We start from the raw sequence: 15,387 nt of genomic DNA, 5'->3' as shown, positions 1-15,387 counted from the left end.
TCAGTTGCGCATTAGCACGAGGTGTTCAAGCTACCTTAAGGCGCGAGGTTCCTCTTTGCGCACATTGCAACCTTACTATTGTTCAAACGTTACCGCGAAGGTAACAGGTACAGTGGTTGTAATGCTCTTCAGGCCAGCAATCTTTTGAAGTGCCGCGACACCCTCTGCGAGACCAAATGACTCGGCTTTAATAAGCGTAGGTGCGGTAGTTGATACGGTTAATGTACCTTCGTCTACCTTACTTGCGGTTACTGAAAATGATGTAGGGACCGCCTTGCCGTGAAGCACTAAAATGCCATCAACGTTTCCGTTTGCCACTTCACCTGCTTTCAGATTCATCATCGACTCAGGTAGGTTAGCTTCAAATGTTGCTTGTGCAAACTTTGATACATTAAATAGCATGTCTTGCATTCGCTGATTGCGAATATCAATCGCTGTATTTACAGACGATAAATCTACCGCAACGCTTAACTTACCGCTATCAGACAGGGTGCCGTTGAAGCTATCAAACTTATGAACTTCTGTAACTTGTGCGTTTTTCGTAGATAAGAAATGCAGCACACTTGTTTCGCTGTCAATTGACCAGTCGGCTGCAGCGGGAAATGCTAGCCCACAAGCGAGCAATGCTGTCGACAACGTGCGAATACGTGTAGTCATCATAGGTTACTCCTTTTACAAATTGGTTCCATCTGGCTTGATTTAACCACGACCAGAGTAATGTGGCCCAGCAACATTACTACGCTATTATACGTAGGTTAGCACGCTACGCTATGTAATTTGTTACGTGCTAATGCGTATGTGGGTTTACGAAGTCATCATACTGGACAACGTCTTGCCACGGCACCCGTTGATCGCCCATTACTACAAAATCTGGGTTCTCTAACGAATGACGCTGGTTGTAGGTAAGCGGTTCAAAGTTAGCTGCGGCAATGCTACCGCCTGCCTCAGAGACTATGCACTGAGATGCGCCTGTGTCCCATTCACCGGTAATGCCGATTCGCATAAATACATCGGCTTTGCCTTCAGCAATGAAACAGGCTTTCAGCGAACAGCTGCCTAACGGTAGTGTTTGGTATACGCGCCTAGCGCACATTCTACTTAACACTTTTTCGCGAGACTGACGACGACTAATCGCAATCATAACAACGCTGCTTTTGGGGTCGTCTAGCTTGCGTACTTTTATGGGGTGGTCGCCATCAGGAGAAGACTTAAATGCACCCTTCCCTTTTTCGGCGTAATACAAAGACTGTCCTGGCGGCCAAAATATAACCCCAATGGTGGGCTCATTATTTTCAATTAACGCAATATTAACGGCAAAGTCACCGCTTCTGGCGATGAATTCTTGTGTACCGTCAATAGGGTCTATAAGCCAATAACGTGGCCAATGCTTTCGCTCTTCTAAACTTGCGTGTTTATTCTCTTCGGAAAGAATAGGGATATCAGGTGTAGCGGCTTTTAGTCGCTTATTAATAATATCATTTGCCAAATAATCTGCGCTGGTGACAGGGGACTCGTCTTCTTTTTGGTAAGCGTCAAACTCACCTTTGTCGTAGACTTCTAATACGGCTTCACCAGCTTCAACGGCAATTTTCTTTGCAAGTTCTAGTAGGTCGGCATGGGCGTCATCGGGCATGTTTATTGTTCCTTAAACCACTTTTGAGCTAAAAACAGCGCGGCAATACAGCGTGCTTCTATAAAGTCTTCTCGAGCAAGTAAAGCATCTGCTTCGTCTAAAGGCCAATGAATCACCTCAAGAGGCTCGGGTTCATCGCCTTCAAGTTGTTTGGGATACAAGTCGCGCGCCAATACAATGGTCATATTGGCGTTGAAAAACGTGGGGGCCATACTCACTTGGTGAAGTTCAATGAGATCGTTAGCAGCAAATCCTGCTTCCTCTTGAAGTTCGCGGTTGGCAGCTTCAATAGCGGTCTCGCCGGGGTCAATAAGGCCCTTTGGGAAACCAAGTTGATACGAATGTGTGCCCGCAGCATATTCGCGAATTAAAACCATGGTATTTTCATCTAGCATAGGCACAATCATTACAGCGCCCCGGTTACCCCCTGCCATTCTTTCGAATTCACGGGTGGCGCCATTAGAAAACTCAAGGTCTAGGCGTTCTACCCTAAAGAGCTTGCTTTGGGCTACGATTTCACGAGAATGAATGTGTGGTAACGGCTTGTTCGGATCAATTTTCGGCATGTCTCTCGCTACAACTTTGTTATCATACTTGTATACAATTTATTAGCTTACTTCATTATAAGGAAAATCGCTTGCCCTTTCTGCCCTGGAATGAAATAGACACTGTACTACTCGATATGGACGGTACCCTGTTGGACCTTCACTATGACAATCAGTTCTGGTTGCATCATTTACCAAAGCGTCTGGCTGAATTACGAGGGGTTTCAGAGGCGCAAACTCAGCAAGAAATGTCTAAGCGCTACGAGGCAGTGTTTGGTCAAATTCAGTGGTATTGCCTCGATTATTGGGCCGAGTCACTGACACTCGACTTAGAAAACGAGTTTATGCCGCTAAAACGGGAACTCGCCCATTTATTGGCACTTCGCGAAGACACCATTCCATTCCTTGATGCGCTCCATGCATCGGGCAGAGAAGTTGTACTGGTCACCAATGCTCACCCTCATAGTTTGGCGCTTAAAATTGAGCATACTCAGCTTGATTCTCACATTGATAACTTAATTTCTACCCATGAGTTTGGTGTGACAAAAGAATCTCAGCTGCTATGGGAGCGATTACAAGCCCGGGTTGAATTTGACGCCAGTCGCACGTTATTCGTCGATGACTCTCTTCCCATATTGAATGCAGCTAAGACTTACGGTATTAAGCATTTACTGGCAGTAGATAACCCAGACAGCACGTTGCCTAATCGCAATATTAGTGAATTCCCGGCAGTGCGAGACTATCGCTTGATGCTTGAAGATATCAAAGCAAATCCAGTGACTAATGTCGCAAAAACACGTTTTTGAAGGACGAAAGCCAATGGTCTCAGATACAATTTACGTTGGGTCGATAAACCCGGTAAAAGTGAATGCGGCACTCAACACTCTATCTGACACGTTAGAGCATGATTTTGATGCACAAGGTGTGGCAGTGCCAAGTGGCGTACCTGACCAGCCTATGAATGAAGATGAAACCCGCCTAGGTGCCATCAATCGTATTAAAGCCATGCTTGCACACCATCAAGGCGGGTTAACCGATGCTTGGTACGTGGCGATTGAAGGCGGTGTCGACGTTTTCGAAGATGGCCCTGCAACGTTTGCTTATGTAGCGATATATCACGAGGGGCATTGGTCGGTTTCAAGAAGCGCCAGCCTGCCTATCCCCGTTAGTGTGTATCAGGCATTGCAGCGCGGTGAAGAGCTAGGGGCAGTAATGGATAAGCTTTTCGATACGGTCAACGTGAAACAAAAAGGCGGAGCTATAGGTCTTCTCACCTTAAATCACGCCACGCGACAAAGCGTCTATGAAGTCGCGTTAACCCTCGCTATGGCGAAGTTCCACTTTCCCGATCTTTATACCGACTAACCTCCCTTTCATAAAAATATTGTAAATCTGGGTTACTTCTTTTAGATACAGTAAAAAGGCTGGAATTCACCGAAAACTCACTAACATCTTCGATAATGGTGAGTTTTTCTTGGGTTTAAGCAATACATTGTGATCAGCCTCAAATACTGAGCACTCGCTCTGAAATCTTTACTGCGTTAGGGAATCTTTTCCAATTAGTTTTACTTTATCTTTTACGCGTTACACTTGCTTTTAATCTTAACCCATTGAAAATATTGACTAAAAACTTTTGTGGCACCTTGGCTTTTTAGTTGCACCATCTTTAGACCAAACGGATTAAGGAGAGTGACAATGAGTGAGACAATCAATACCTACAACCCTGCTACAGGTGAAAAGATCGATCATTATCATTTGATGTCAGCTGAGGACGCAGAGCAAGCCGTAACACGTTCACAAGAAGCTTACTTGAACTGGCGCCGTACATCATTTGAAACCCGCGCCGATTTGCTAAACAACCTTGCTGACTTAATGGAAGAACGCATTGATGACCTTGCAAGCTTAATGACCCGAGAAATGGGGAAAGTAACGGCGCAGGGTAAGCAAGAAGTGCAATTATGTGCACAAATATGTCGTTATACCGCCGAGCATGGTGCATCAATGCTAGAAGATGAGCACCGTATCTTCGAAGGTGGTCGCGCTATTATTACCTATCAACCCATTGGCGTTATCTTAGGTATTCAGCCTTGGAATTTCCCGCTATACCAAGTTATTCGCTACAGTGTGTCGAACATTATGGCGGGTAACACAACGGTACTTAAACACGCGCAGAATGTATTTGGTATGGCCCAGGCTATTCAACAAATGTATGAAGATGCGGGTTTCCCGAAAAATGTTTATCAGTCGCTGCTTATAGACGGCAGTACGGCCAGTGACTTAATAAAACACAAATATGTTCGTGGCGTAACTTTTACCGGTAGTGATGAAGTTGGTAAACAGGTAGCAAAAGAAGCCGCCAGTTTATCGAAGAAAACCGTAATGGAGTTAGGTAGTAACGACGCCTTTGTGGTACTTGAAGATGCAGATATCGATAATGCGGTAGAGATGTGTATCCAAGGTCGTGTGATCAATAACGGCGAAACTTGTGTTGCTGCGAAGCGCTTTGTTGTAGTCGATAGCGTATATGATGAATTTAGAGATAAATTCGTCGCGAAGTGTAAAAAGCTTAAAGTGGGCGACCCCACCGATGAGAATACCGACTTAGGTCCAATGGCGAGAGAAGATTTACGTGATGAGCTTCATGAGCAAGTGAAAAAGTCGCTAGATGCCGGTGCATCGTTAACGTTAGGTGGCGAGATCCCAGATTCGGATGGGTACTTCTACCCGGTAACGGTACTTGAAGACGTCTCCTCTGGTATGCCTGCATACGATGACGAACTTTTCGGTCCCGTAGCCTCATTAATACGCGCACGTGATGATAAGCAAGCCATGGAGGTAGCGAACGACTCTCGCTATGGTTTAGGCGGCGGTATTTTTAGTACAGATACTGACAAAGCGGTAGAACTTGCTAAAGACGAGTTCGATACGGGCATGGTAAATATCAACGGCTACTCGTTAGCCCAGCCTAACCTACCCTTTGGTGGCGTAAAAGATAGCGGCTATGGTCGTGAGCACGGTGGATATGGTATGCGTGAATTCGTAAACATTAAAACCATTATGGTAGCGGAGAAGGCTGCTGAATAGTCATTAGCTATTTAATATCGTGAATTAAAAACGGGCACGTATTACGTGCCCGTTTTTTTATTTAGGCTAAATAAGCTAGAATTTGGCGCTAGCTGTATTGGGTGACACTGCACATGTCTGGCGCCTTTTGTGTTGTTACTTGCTATTGAGGCGCAAATGGTAGCGGAATAGGCGTACCGTTAACGCTGGCTTTGCCATCTTTAAGCACTAATTTTGTCTCGTAACCATTCTCGGTTTCTTTTATCAAGCCTTGCTGAGCAAAGGTGCTTAAAACCATTGGGGTTTGCTGCTCGACAGCGGCTTCAAGCTCTTCTGCCGACATATTTTGCGCTTGCGGCGTTGCCATTAACTGCCCCATCATGTAGCCAGACGCTACGCTTTGCGCAAAGGCTTTGTCGGCGGTTACTTGTGCATCGGCCAGTAAGTGTGTTACCCAATAAGCCACATCTTCCATCGTACCTGGCAGCGCATCAATACCAACTAACTTGGTATTTGCGTAGGCGTTAAACGAGCCTTCAGGTAAGGTTGCTTTAAGCTTGGTAATGTTAAGCTCAGGCTCTGCTTTAAGCTGAGTAAGCAAGTTAGCCTCAATAAATTCCATCATTTTGGCGGGGACTTCTTCTGAGGGCACGAGCAGTGATGTATTGCTAAAATCTTGGTAAGCTTTGATGAAATCAACGTCTAAGTTATTTAGGGCAACACCTAACACCATGTCAGAGGCTTCAAGGTCGGGCCCCGTTACCTTATCAATAGCGTATTCCACGTAAACATTGGCTGTGTTGCTGTCTTCATCAATTTCGGTGTCTGTTACAAGGGCAATATTCTCAAGCTTTACCGTTTCTCCTGCTTCAAGGCCGGTAACTTCCATATTTTCGATAAGTGCTTTGACTTTCGATTCAAACAGGTCGCCCTTGAAGGCCTCTACCATACTGCCGTCATAGCTTACATCTATGGATAAATTGGATAATTTCATCGAGAACTCATCAGCGTTGATGCTTAGCGATTCACCAAAAGACGTATATAACGTCTGGTCGCCATCAGGTGCAGCTTCACCCTTATAGCCAGAGAAAAGCAGGGTGAAACCTTCTTCCTCATTGGTTGCGCTAAGGGCTGGAATAACATCTGCGTAGCTGAGACCACCAAATAAACCAACCACGCCTTCATTGTGATAAATGGGTTGTTGCGCATCCCATTGAACGTACTCTCTTAATTTGTCGCCATCAATAAACACCGTGTAGTGAACGCGGCCTAATCCTACACCGTCGCCAAAATATACAGGGCCGTGATGAGCAACCAAGGTAGCGGTAACGCTAGGGTTTTCTTCAATAGGCATTTCAGCTGCATCGACATTTTGTGCATTGACTAGCGCTTGAAAGTCGACAGCAAGTTTGATTTCTGCTGTTGTCGAAAACCAGCCTTTGTCGTACGAAAGTACTTCGGCCGAGTAGACGGCTTGTTCATTCAATTCGTTTACTGCTGCGTTGATATTATCTTCAACACTAGAGCCAATAAAGTAAGGGGCAACACCAAGCGCAACTAAAGTAATACCTGCGCCGGCTAAAAGAGGTTTGTTCATTGTACAATCCTTTGTTGAGTGTATTCCAGTTGACCCTGATCGTTTGGGCTCAGGGTCCGCATTATGTTGTAATTACTGACGTGTTTTACCAATTAAAGCTTAATAGCAATATAGCCGCTATTGTCCGGTGCGCCAAATAAGCGTGCCGCTTGATGTACTTCATTGGGCAAGCTCGCATCAGGCTTAAATTTACCGCTTACTCGAATGTTTTTCATGTTTGTCGGTATAACCGCATCCATAGATAAGCTAAGCAAGTTAGGCTCGTTCACCATTATGCCAATATCTTCACCTTCACAACGAAGTGTCGCAGAGTAGGTGCCGAAATCAATGGGCCCTTGGGTACCTGCTACCGTTGCATTAAGCCAATCTCCCGTACCATCAAGCGACTCACACGCTGGACCAAAGGTTAGGTCATTAAGCGAGACCTTAAAGCGCCCGCCTGCGTTAACGGGCAGAGGTAAGCGAACCTGCGCAAGCACTCTGTCTACAGGAAGGTAAAGGGTAAAGTTTTCAGTATTAACCGTATTTTGGCTAAAAAGCCCGGTGGTAACAGGCCCTTCAAAGGCAATGTCGTTTTTATCGCGAATGTTACCTGCTTTGAGGTCAAGCTTAACTTTACCCAGTAACAGGTGTAGCGGATTAAGCTCCCATTTTACGTTATTAATTGGAAGGCTATTCACTACCACCGTCTGCGCTTTACCCGAAAATAAGCTGCCGCTGACCCCGCTGATAGAAACATTATTTGGCAGCGACAGTCGGCCAATCACTTGTACTGCAGGCATGTATGCGATGGCAAACAATAAAAAGGCGAGAATGCCGCCTATTATCCAACTAACTTTCGACTTCATGCTTTACCTAACTGTAGTCGGCGAATTTTGATATAGCCTGGGGCATCTGCTTCGGCAATATCGGCTTGAAGAATAACTACGCCCATGTTTTCCATGGCTTTTAGCCAGTCTAAAACCGCGTTAAAAGGCGCTTGATCTACCCACACTTGAAGCTCATCACCCTGAGGCTGCATGCGTGAAATAGCAATGTCGTGCTGAGCGGTAGTGCGGTTTACCGCTTGGGGTAAAGAGCCAGAAAAGGCGCGTTTACTGCCCGTGCTGCGGCGTAATTGCTGTGCGCGTGCACCGCTGTCTTTTACCCAAACTAAAAGCGACTGCTGGTTATCAAGCAGCTGCTTCTGTTTGTCTAAAGCAGTATTAAGTGGCGACCAAACAGCAAAATAGAACAGCGCAATCGCAATCATAACAGCGGAAATAAGCACCAGTTTTTGCTCACGTTCAGTGAGGGCTTTGTATTTTTCTAAAAGTGCGTTCACGACGTACTCCTTACTGACACTGTACCTACAACGCCGTTGTCACGGTTATTGATAGCACCTTGTTCAACCACAAAACCCGCGTTTTCGGCGCTGCGTTTAAACTGCTCTAACGCTTCAAAGTTTTTACCTTGTGCCTGAATGCGAATTTCAGTGCGCGAGGCGTCGAAGCGCAAGGTTTGAGGCTTAACGTCTGTTGCTGTGAATGCTGGCGCAAGCTGATCTAGCATAATAAGCATAGAGGCATCACCGCCGCCCTGCTCTAGCTTTGCAAGCTCACTTTGTAGCTTTAATCGAACGTTGCGATAAGTGCCAATATTGGGGAAGCCTGCTTTTACCGCAGCATTTATTTCACTGCTAAGCGCTTGGTTTTCCGATTTTAGCTGATAAAGGGTAACGCCCTTATCAATAAGACTGGTACACAGTGCAAGTACCGCGAGCACAGCGGCTACACGCCACTGGCTTAGCACACCGCTGCGTTTGCGTTTAAGTTTGTACTCGCCTTGGCATAAGTTAAAGCTGCTTTGCATGGCTTCTTTAGCCAATACTTGCATGGGCAATTCAAGTGGTGCCTGTGCTTCTTCGATATTGGGCAAGCTACTTAAATCGATACCCGCGTAGTTTGTGATAGTCACCGGGGCTTCCTGCTGCGCAGTGAAGTGCACAAGGGTTGGTAGTAACCACGCTTGCTCGCCCTGAACGCCTTTAAACTCATCTTGGCGAACCAGTAACTGCTCGCCTATTGTGAGCACCGACCAGCCATTAGGCGTTGCAGGAACGGCGAGAACGTCAGGAATAATGGTGTCGCAGAAAAGACCAGCTTCGCTTAACCAAGCTTGCCATTGAAGCATCTTTTCGTGACTGACTATCGCCACCGCTTGCTCATCGCCACGCTTAGGGCCAATGGCAAAGAACTGTTGGCTAATGTCGGTAGCCAACTCGTCTTCAAGCATAAACGGGATAGCGCTGATTATCTTGCGACCCGCTTTAGGCGGTAGCTCTACCCATTTGAGCAATATGTCACTGCTAGGGGCTAAAGCAATAACGCTTCGCTGGCCTGCGCGTTCGGTTAGCGTAGATAAGTCTTCTGCACTTGGCAATTCACCAGAAGCAATAATTTCATCTTCTGTTTTTGAATAAACCAGCCAGCTTATCGGATCGGTGTAGTTGGCGCCTAAACGCACCAATAATTGTTCCATTAATAGGTTCCCCCAAACTCGCGATTCACAACATTAACGCCGCTATCGGCGCTAGCGTGAAACACGGTGGAAAGCTTAAAGGTTGCTTTGTTGTATTGTGTTTTTGTATGCAACATAAAATATTCAGTTTTAACTGAAAACCAGTCTTGTCGAGAGCTTGTTAAATTCAGTGCCTGAATAGACGGTTCGCTTAAAAACGCGTTGGTATCGTCCCACCCATTTTGTGGGCGACTGCTTAGCAAACTTGCAGCTTGTTGAATATCAAGCCCTGTTAACCCTGCCAGCAGCGGTGCATCCTCTTCTTCTAACGTGTTAACGTTAATTTTTAACTCACTGTAATCTGGGATCACACACACTAAAGGCAGTAATGCGTTTAGCCATTCTGGTGACACTCCGTTAATAATACGCAATTCACTTTTTGATGCCAGTGGTCCGTTAGCTGCAAGGTATGGAAATTCTCTCGATTCATACTCGCTGTCTTCTGCCCCATACGGTCGCATGTTGTCGTCGTCATCCACCCAGTCGGCAAGACTGTCGCGTAGCGTGTCAGCGGTGTAGTTATCTAGTCCATCAACACTAAGTGATAGCAGCATAGTGTGAAAGGCTTCCATAGCCTCAGTGGTATTGCTCGAGGCGCTATTTGCGTTATTCGAAGCGCTACCCGATGTGATAGCGTTAAGATTAAAACAGGCCTGTAGGTCTTCTAAGTTTGCCGTTAGGCCGCCGTTTTCTAACGGATAGCTAAATTCTTGCGCCCAAGGTTGATCAATAGAAATGACCTCAGGGCTTTCTTCAACAAGAGATTGAATGGACTTTCTTGCAAACGCTTCTGCTCCCATGGCATACCAGTAGGCTTGATTATTGTCTTTTAAGTTCATGGTGCGCTGAACTTGAAGCTGTAGCCGCGTGCCCATTTCGGTAGCCAGCACGGCAACTAGCGCCACAATCATCAAAACGATCATTAGCGCCACACCCTGCTGCTTGCCCGGTGCATTGCCAAGTTGCGGCTTTGCAATAGCTGAGCTCGCTTGTCTGTACTTTTTTAGCGGCGTGTTATTGTTTGTTATGCTCATGATGATTCACCCGTTGTTAAGGTGAATTCCCTGCGAATTTTGCCAAAGTCCTTGCTAACAAACTCCACCGCTACGGCGCGAGGAAGTGTTGAACCCTTGTAGCTCTCACTCCAAGAGATATCGTCATCCTCATCTAATGAACTGCTGTTCGAGGTGGCAAGAAACTCCACTTTTAAACTTTCTACGTCTTCTAGCAGCACCCGTACTTTGGGCTCGTAGCCAATAACATTGTCAACATAGTTACTGTATAAACGCTCTAGCTTGTTCTCTTTCAAGCGGTAAGCGACGTACTGTAAGGTACTTCTTGGGAGCATTAGCTGAGGGTTGTGCCAGCCTCCGCGCACAAAGCCAATGCCATCATCATCGCTGTCGTCTGTTTCGCCGCCCGCCATTACCACTTCTTGTTTTTCACCGTTAACTCTTACTGCGCGAGGCACTGCTTGTTGAAGGTCTCGTTCAATGGTGATCATGGCGCGCTGTAATAGTTGAAGCTTTGCAAAGCGCTCTTCTGAAATATCGTTACTGTCGATAACCGTGGTGAGTAAACCTGTTGATGCCAAGCCGATGAGGGTGAAAATGGCCATGGCTATCAGTATTTCAATAAGCGTAAAACCGCGCTGCATACTAATTTCCCGCCGTCGGCTTTGCGACAAAGGTAGTCACAGACGTTACGGAGCTGTCGTAGCTGTCGTCTTCGCCGACAGAAACGGTGACAGACCGTAAATCATTGTCATTGGTTTTAGTGACGGTTTGTTGCCAGTACCAGGTGCGATCGGCCATCTCCATGGTACCTTTCAAATTGTTCTTAGGCGGCCACGTAGTATCTAGCTGAAGTTGGTTTAAGCGGTTGCTTGCCACCCAGTTGGCGAAGGTCACCGACTCTATCTGCCCAACACTGGATAAATGCTCGCCTGCCGCTTTGAGTACGGCGGTGCCGGTAAGCGCAAAAATAAGTAGCGCCACCATCACTTCAAGCAGGGTTAAGCCAGTTTGGTAGCGCGGGGCATAGGGTAAATTGCTGCTTTTATCCAGTGCAGGTTTGAAAAACGACCTTGTCAACGGTGTCTTTGCAGCTGCTTTGCGCTTAGAGATGGATGCCTTCATAACGGACGCTCCAGCGGCCCTTCAAGCACTAAAGGCGGTAGATCTTGGTTTTGAAGGCTATAATAGACGGGGTCGTCGCCATCATCACCTTCATAGTTAAACGACAGCGTAAAAGGGGTAATTTCGCCGCTCGACATAATGAGAATTTGTGGGGGAGGAAGCTTCTTTTCTTCTTCGTTGCCTATCTCAACGCCTTCGTCAGACACGCTTAAATTCTCGTCAAACAACTCACGGTCAAACAGTCGGTCTTCAACGTCCCACGGCAAGTCATCAAGGTTTAAGGTGAAGGTGAAGGGCTCGGGCAAGGTGTAGGGCTCATAGGTCTTTTCACCTTCTATGCGCTGCCACTGGTCATCGTCGTCTAAATAAACAAAATAATACTCATTTTTGTCCGCTTCAAAGCGTACACCAAGCTGCTGCTGATTTAACACTGCGAAGTCACTGGCCATGTCAACAATGACCTGCAGGCGCTGGGCTTGTGATTTAAGTAAGTCAGACTTACTCGCCCCAAAAGCGTTAAACATGACGTAGCCAGCGGCTAGACCCATTAGTAGCAGTACTAACATGACTTCTAAAAGGGTGAAGCCTATATTGTGTTTGTAGGTACTGCCGCTGCTTTGCATAAGAGTTAGTTCAAATACTCGTTGATATTCCAGTTACCAATATCATCATCAGTGCCTGGCTCACCGTCTGGACCGTTTGAGAAAATATCGACTACGCCAAGCTCTCCCGGGCTAATTAGCGCGTAAGGGTTGCCCCACGGATCTTCAGGTAAACGCTTGATAAAGCCGCCTTCAGGGTAGTTGCGTGGAATTGGGTCGATGGTAGGTGCGGTTACCAGGGCGTCTAAGCCTTGCTCAGTGGTTGGGAAGCGGTTGTTGCGAAGCTTGTACATTTCAAGCGCACTTTCCATTTGCTGTATATCAACAGCGGCTTTTTTAAGCTGCGCTTCTTCTTGGTTACCCAAGATTTGCGGTGCAACCATAGAGGCCATAATACCGATGATTAGAAGTACGACCATGACTTCAATCAAACTGAAACCAGAACTGCGATTAAGTGTTTTCATTAAATATTCACCATGTTGTTCAATGCTAAGATTGGTTGCAATATTGCCATAACGATAAACAGAACAATGCCCGCCATCGATACAATAAGTAAGGGTTCAAATACCTTAAGTGAGACACCAATAAGCGCTTCAAATTCCCTATCTTGATTATCTGCGGCGCGAGCTAGCATTTGCTGTAATTCGCCCGACTTTTCACCTGACGCAATCATATGCATCATCATAGGTGGAAACATTTTCGTGTTATCCAGCGCAGCCCGCAAACTGCTACCTTCTTTAACGTTAATAGCGGCGTCGGCTACTTGATTTTTAATATGCTGATTTTCAAGGACATCGCCTGAAATACGCATAGCTTCAAGTAGCGGCACTGCGCTGGCACTTAATATACTTAACGTACGTGCAAAGCGGGCCGTGTTTAGACCGCGCGACACGCGGCCTATCAAAGGTAAGGTTAAAAGCGCTTTGTGATAGCGCAGCTTCATATGCTTTTGCTGCAATACGCGCTGTATAATAACTATAAGCACGCCTATGCCGATTAGCATGAACAACCCGTAGTTTTGAAGCCAAGTGCTCACTGAAATAAGGAATTGGGTAATACCCGGAAGGTCTTGCCCCATGTGGTCGAATTGCCCCACAATTTTTGGTACTACCACGGTTAAAAGCAGCAGTACGATACCCATTGCAAAAAACAGCATTAACGATGGATAAATCATCGCCTGAGTAATTTGGCTTCGGGTTTGCTGCCTGCGCTCGGTATAGTCGGCTAAGCGGTTAAGCACGGTATCAAGGTGGCCTGACTTTTCACCTGCCGCCACCATGGCGCGGTATAACTCGTCAAACACACTGGGAAACTGTCCTAGGGCATCAGCAAGCCCGTGACCTTCCACGACTTTACTGCGTACTGCCATCATCATGTTTTTCTGGCGGGACTTTTCGCATTGTTCCGCAACGGCAAGCAAGGCTTCTTCAACCGGAAGGGCCGACTCTACAAGGGTAGCCATTTGCCGTGTAAGTAGCGCTAAATCGGAGGCTGAAATGCGTGGTTTAAACAGTGAAAATGAAAGCCCTTTGCCTTCGTTTTGTGTGCGCTCGGCAACTTGCTCTACTTCCAAAGGAATTAAGCCCTTTTCGCGCAGCTGTTGGCGCACCTGACGGGCATTATCGCCTTCAAGCACGCCATTTGTGTTCTTACCGCGGGCATTAACCGCTTTATAAGCGAACGCCGCCATCTAGTCTTCCCTCGTTACTCGAAGCACTTCTTCAAGAGAGGTTTCACCGATAAGCACTTTACTACAGCCATCTTCACGGATGCTTGGGGTAGAGGTTCTGATGTAGCGCTCAATGGCTTGTTCGCCGACACCTTCGTGCATCATTTCACGCACTTTTTCATCAACTAAAAGCAATTCGTGAATACCCGTACGCCCGCGATAGCCGGTCTGGTTACACGCTGCACAGCCGTGAGGTTTGTAAATTGTGGTGCTGCTGGTGGCCCCTTGGCCTAATATTTCAAGTTCAGACGCATCCGGCGTATGCGGCTTTTTACAGTCTGGGCATAGCGTACGAACGAGTCGCTGTGACAGTACTGCCAATAAACTGGAAGATAAAAGGAAAGGCTCTATGCCCATGTCTTCTAAGCGAGTAATGGCGCCAGCGGCGGTGTTAGTATGCAGGGTAGAAAGCACTAAGTGACCGGTTAAACTGGCCTGAACGGCAATTTGCGCAGTCTCGATATCACGAATCTCACCGACCATGACAACATCGGGGTCTTGACGCAAAATTGCGCGAAGGCCTCGTGCAAAGGTCATGTCTACACGGGGGTTAACCTGCGTTTGTCCGATGCCTGGCAGGTCGAATTCGATAGGATCTTCTACCGTTAAAATATTCCTATCGCGGGAGTTTATCTCGGTAAGCCCTGCGTACAAGGTGGTACTTTTACCGGAACCGGTAGGGCCAGTAACCAAAATAATACCGTGTGGTTTTCGTATTAACGTCGAGAAATGGTTACGGTTTTGCAGCGTCATGCCCAAATCTTCTAGGTTCAAGCGGGCGTTGTTTTTGTCTAAAAGACGCAGTACCACTCGCTCGCCGTGGCTAGAGGGCATCGTCGAAACACGAACGTCTACCGCTCGCCCGGCAATACGCAGCGTAATACGGCCATCCTGGGGGACGCGTTTTTCTGCAATATCTAGCTTGGCCATTACTTTTATACGCGATACCAGCATAGAGCTAAGCTTGCGATTGGGGCGCAAAATTTCCCGCAACACACCGTCTACCCGAAAGCGAACCACAAGCTGGTTTTCAAACGTTTCGATATGAATATCTGACGCGCCTTCTTTAATTGCCTCACCTAGCATGGCGTTAATAAGCTTGATAATAGGGGCGTCGTCTTCGCTATCTAGCAGGTCTTCAGTGTCGGGTAAGTCTTCTGCAAGGGCGAATAAGTCGCTTTCGTTGCCTAAGTCTTCCATTAACTGCTTCGCTGCAGAACTATCGCGCTGAAACGCACTAGTCAGTAAGTTTTCAAATTCGTCAGCGGGTATAGTTTTCGGTACAAAAGGCTCGCCGTAGAAGCGACGCACTTCTGCAAACACGTCAAACGGCGTGTTTTCTGTAAAATACAGCACCGCTGGCGTTTCGTTGGTTTCAAGCAGCACCTGGTTGCGCTTAGCAAAGCTAAAAGAGAGCTGCTTAGGGCCGGCCTCTGCTTCAGGTACGCCGGCGTCATCACCCATGGCTTCTAGGGCTTCTTCTTGGGCCTCTAGTGCTTGAGTAAGTTGTTCATCCGCCAT

The 15,387-nt window shown here is 46.9% G+C and carries 17 protein-coding genes; 3 read left to right on the top strand and 14 right to left on the bottom strand.

Annotated features, from left to right (window positions below; genetic code table 11):
- Positions 1-75 precede the first annotated feature (75 nt).
- From ACTRWF_RS09550 to nudE, 3 genes are all read right to left on the bottom strand, one after another.
- Entirely contained in the window at positions 76-660 is a 585-nt protein-coding gene (locus ACTRWF_RS09550; protein ID WP_012520144.1) for a YceI family protein, read from the bottom strand.
- Between the two features lie 127 nt (positions 661-787).
- Positions 788-1,633, bottom strand: a complete 846-nt coding sequence (cysQ, locus tag ACTRWF_RS09545) for a 3'(2'),5'-bisphosphate nucleotidase CysQ (RefSeq protein WP_012520143.1) — start codon at positions 1,631-1,633, stop codon at positions 788-790.
- Positions 1,634-1,635: 2 nt separating this feature from the next.
- Positions 1,636-2,199 carry an ADP compounds hydrolase NudE gene (gene nudE / locus ACTRWF_RS09540; protein ID WP_012520142.1) on the bottom strand — a complete coding sequence of 188 codons (564 nt, stop codon included), beginning with the start codon at positions 2,197-2,199 and terminating at the stop codon, positions 1,636-1,638.
- Between the two features lie 71 nt (positions 2,200-2,270).
- On the opposite strand from nudE, the gene yrfG reads away from it, so the two are divergent.
- The 3 genes from yrfG (at position 2,271) to ACTRWF_RS09525 (ending at position 5,262) form a co-directional block, all read left to right on the top strand.
- The gene (gene yrfG / locus ACTRWF_RS09535; protein ID WP_015068472.1) at positions 2,271-2,984 is read left to right on the top strand and encodes a GMP/IMP nucleotidase; all 714 of its coding nucleotides are present in this window, start codon (positions 2,271-2,273) and stop codon (positions 2,982-2,984) included.
- A gap of 13 nt (positions 2,985-2,997) precedes the next feature.
- Complete coding sequence (gene yjjX / locus ACTRWF_RS09530; RefSeq protein WP_012520140.1) at positions 2,998-3,543, top strand: inosine/xanthosine triphosphatase; 546 nt, start codon at positions 2,998-3,000, stop codon at positions 3,541-3,543.
- Between the two features lie 330 nt (positions 3,544-3,873).
- Positions 3,874-5,262, top strand: coding sequence for an NAD-dependent succinate-semialdehyde dehydrogenase (locus ACTRWF_RS09525; RefSeq protein ID WP_015068471.1), 1,389 nt, complete (start codon positions 3,874-3,876; stop codon positions 5,260-5,262).
- Between the two features lie 142 nt (positions 5,263-5,404).
- Here the strand turns inward: ACTRWF_RS09525 and ACTRWF_RS09520 are convergent, their stop codons facing one another.
- The 11 genes from ACTRWF_RS09520 to gspE form a co-directional block, all read right to left on the bottom strand.
- Complete coding sequence (locus ACTRWF_RS09520; protein WP_015068470.1) at positions 5,405-6,838, bottom strand: YdgA family protein; 1,434 nt, start codon at positions 6,836-6,838, stop codon at positions 5,405-5,407.
- A 92-nt stretch (positions 6,839-6,930) separates the two neighbouring features.
- On the bottom strand, positions 6,931-7,686 hold the full coding sequence (locus ACTRWF_RS09515) for a type II secretion system protein N (protein WP_015068469.1): 756 nt from the start codon (positions 7,684-7,686) through the stop codon (positions 6,931-6,933).
- The gene (gspM, locus tag ACTRWF_RS09510) at positions 7,683-8,162 is read right to left on the bottom strand and encodes a type II secretion system protein GspM (protein WP_012520136.1); all 480 of its coding nucleotides are present in this window, start codon (positions 8,160-8,162) and stop codon (positions 7,683-7,685) included. The genes ACTRWF_RS09515 and gspM overlap by 4 nt, the downstream gene beginning before the upstream one ends.
- Complete coding sequence (gspL, locus tag ACTRWF_RS09505) at positions 8,159-9,358, bottom strand: type II secretion system protein GspL (RefSeq protein WP_015068468.1); 1,200 nt, start codon at positions 9,356-9,358, stop codon at positions 8,159-8,161. Before gspL ends, gspM begins: the two co-directional genes overlap by 4 nt.
- Entirely contained in the window at positions 9,358-10,431 is a 1,074-nt protein-coding gene (gene gspK / locus ACTRWF_RS09500; RefSeq protein ID WP_015068467.1) for a type II secretion system minor pseudopilin GspK, read from the bottom strand. The genes gspL and gspK overlap by 1 nt, the downstream gene beginning before the upstream one ends.
- Complete coding sequence (gene gspJ, locus ACTRWF_RS09495; protein ID WP_015068466.1) at positions 10,428-11,054, bottom strand: type II secretion system minor pseudopilin GspJ; 627 nt, start codon at positions 11,052-11,054, stop codon at positions 10,428-10,430. Before gspJ ends, gspK begins: the two co-directional genes overlap by 4 nt.
- Position 11,055: 1 nt before the next feature.
- Positions 11,056-11,535, bottom strand: a complete 480-nt coding sequence (gene gspI, locus ACTRWF_RS09490) for a type II secretion system minor pseudopilin GspI (RefSeq protein WP_015068465.1) — start codon at positions 11,533-11,535, stop codon at positions 11,056-11,058.
- Entirely contained in the window at positions 11,532-12,158 is a 627-nt protein-coding gene (gspH, locus tag ACTRWF_RS09485) for a type II secretion system minor pseudopilin GspH (RefSeq protein ID WP_012520131.1), read from the bottom strand. Before gspH ends, gspI begins: the two co-directional genes overlap by 4 nt.
- Before the next feature lie 5 nt (positions 12,159-12,163).
- Positions 12,164-12,601 carry a type II secretion system major pseudopilin GspG gene (gene gspG, locus ACTRWF_RS09480; protein WP_012520130.1) on the bottom strand — a complete coding sequence of 146 codons (438 nt, stop codon included), beginning with the start codon at positions 12,599-12,601 and terminating at the stop codon, positions 12,164-12,166.
- On the bottom strand, positions 12,601-13,827 hold the full coding sequence (gene gspF / locus ACTRWF_RS09475; protein WP_015068464.1) for a type II secretion system inner membrane protein GspF: 1,227 nt from the start codon (positions 13,825-13,827) through the stop codon (positions 12,601-12,603). Before gspF ends, gspG begins: the two co-directional genes overlap by 1 nt.
- Positions 13,828-15,387 carry a type II secretion system ATPase GspE gene (gspE, locus tag ACTRWF_RS09470; RefSeq protein WP_015068463.1) on the bottom strand — a complete coding sequence of 520 codons (1,560 nt, stop codon included), beginning with the start codon at positions 15,385-15,387 and terminating at the stop codon, positions 13,828-13,830.

Source organism: Alteromonas sp. G5_S2_22_S1 (assembly GCF_054968525.1).
Note: the sequence above shows the minus strand (reverse complement) of the source record. Positions and strands in the feature narration are given on the sequence as shown.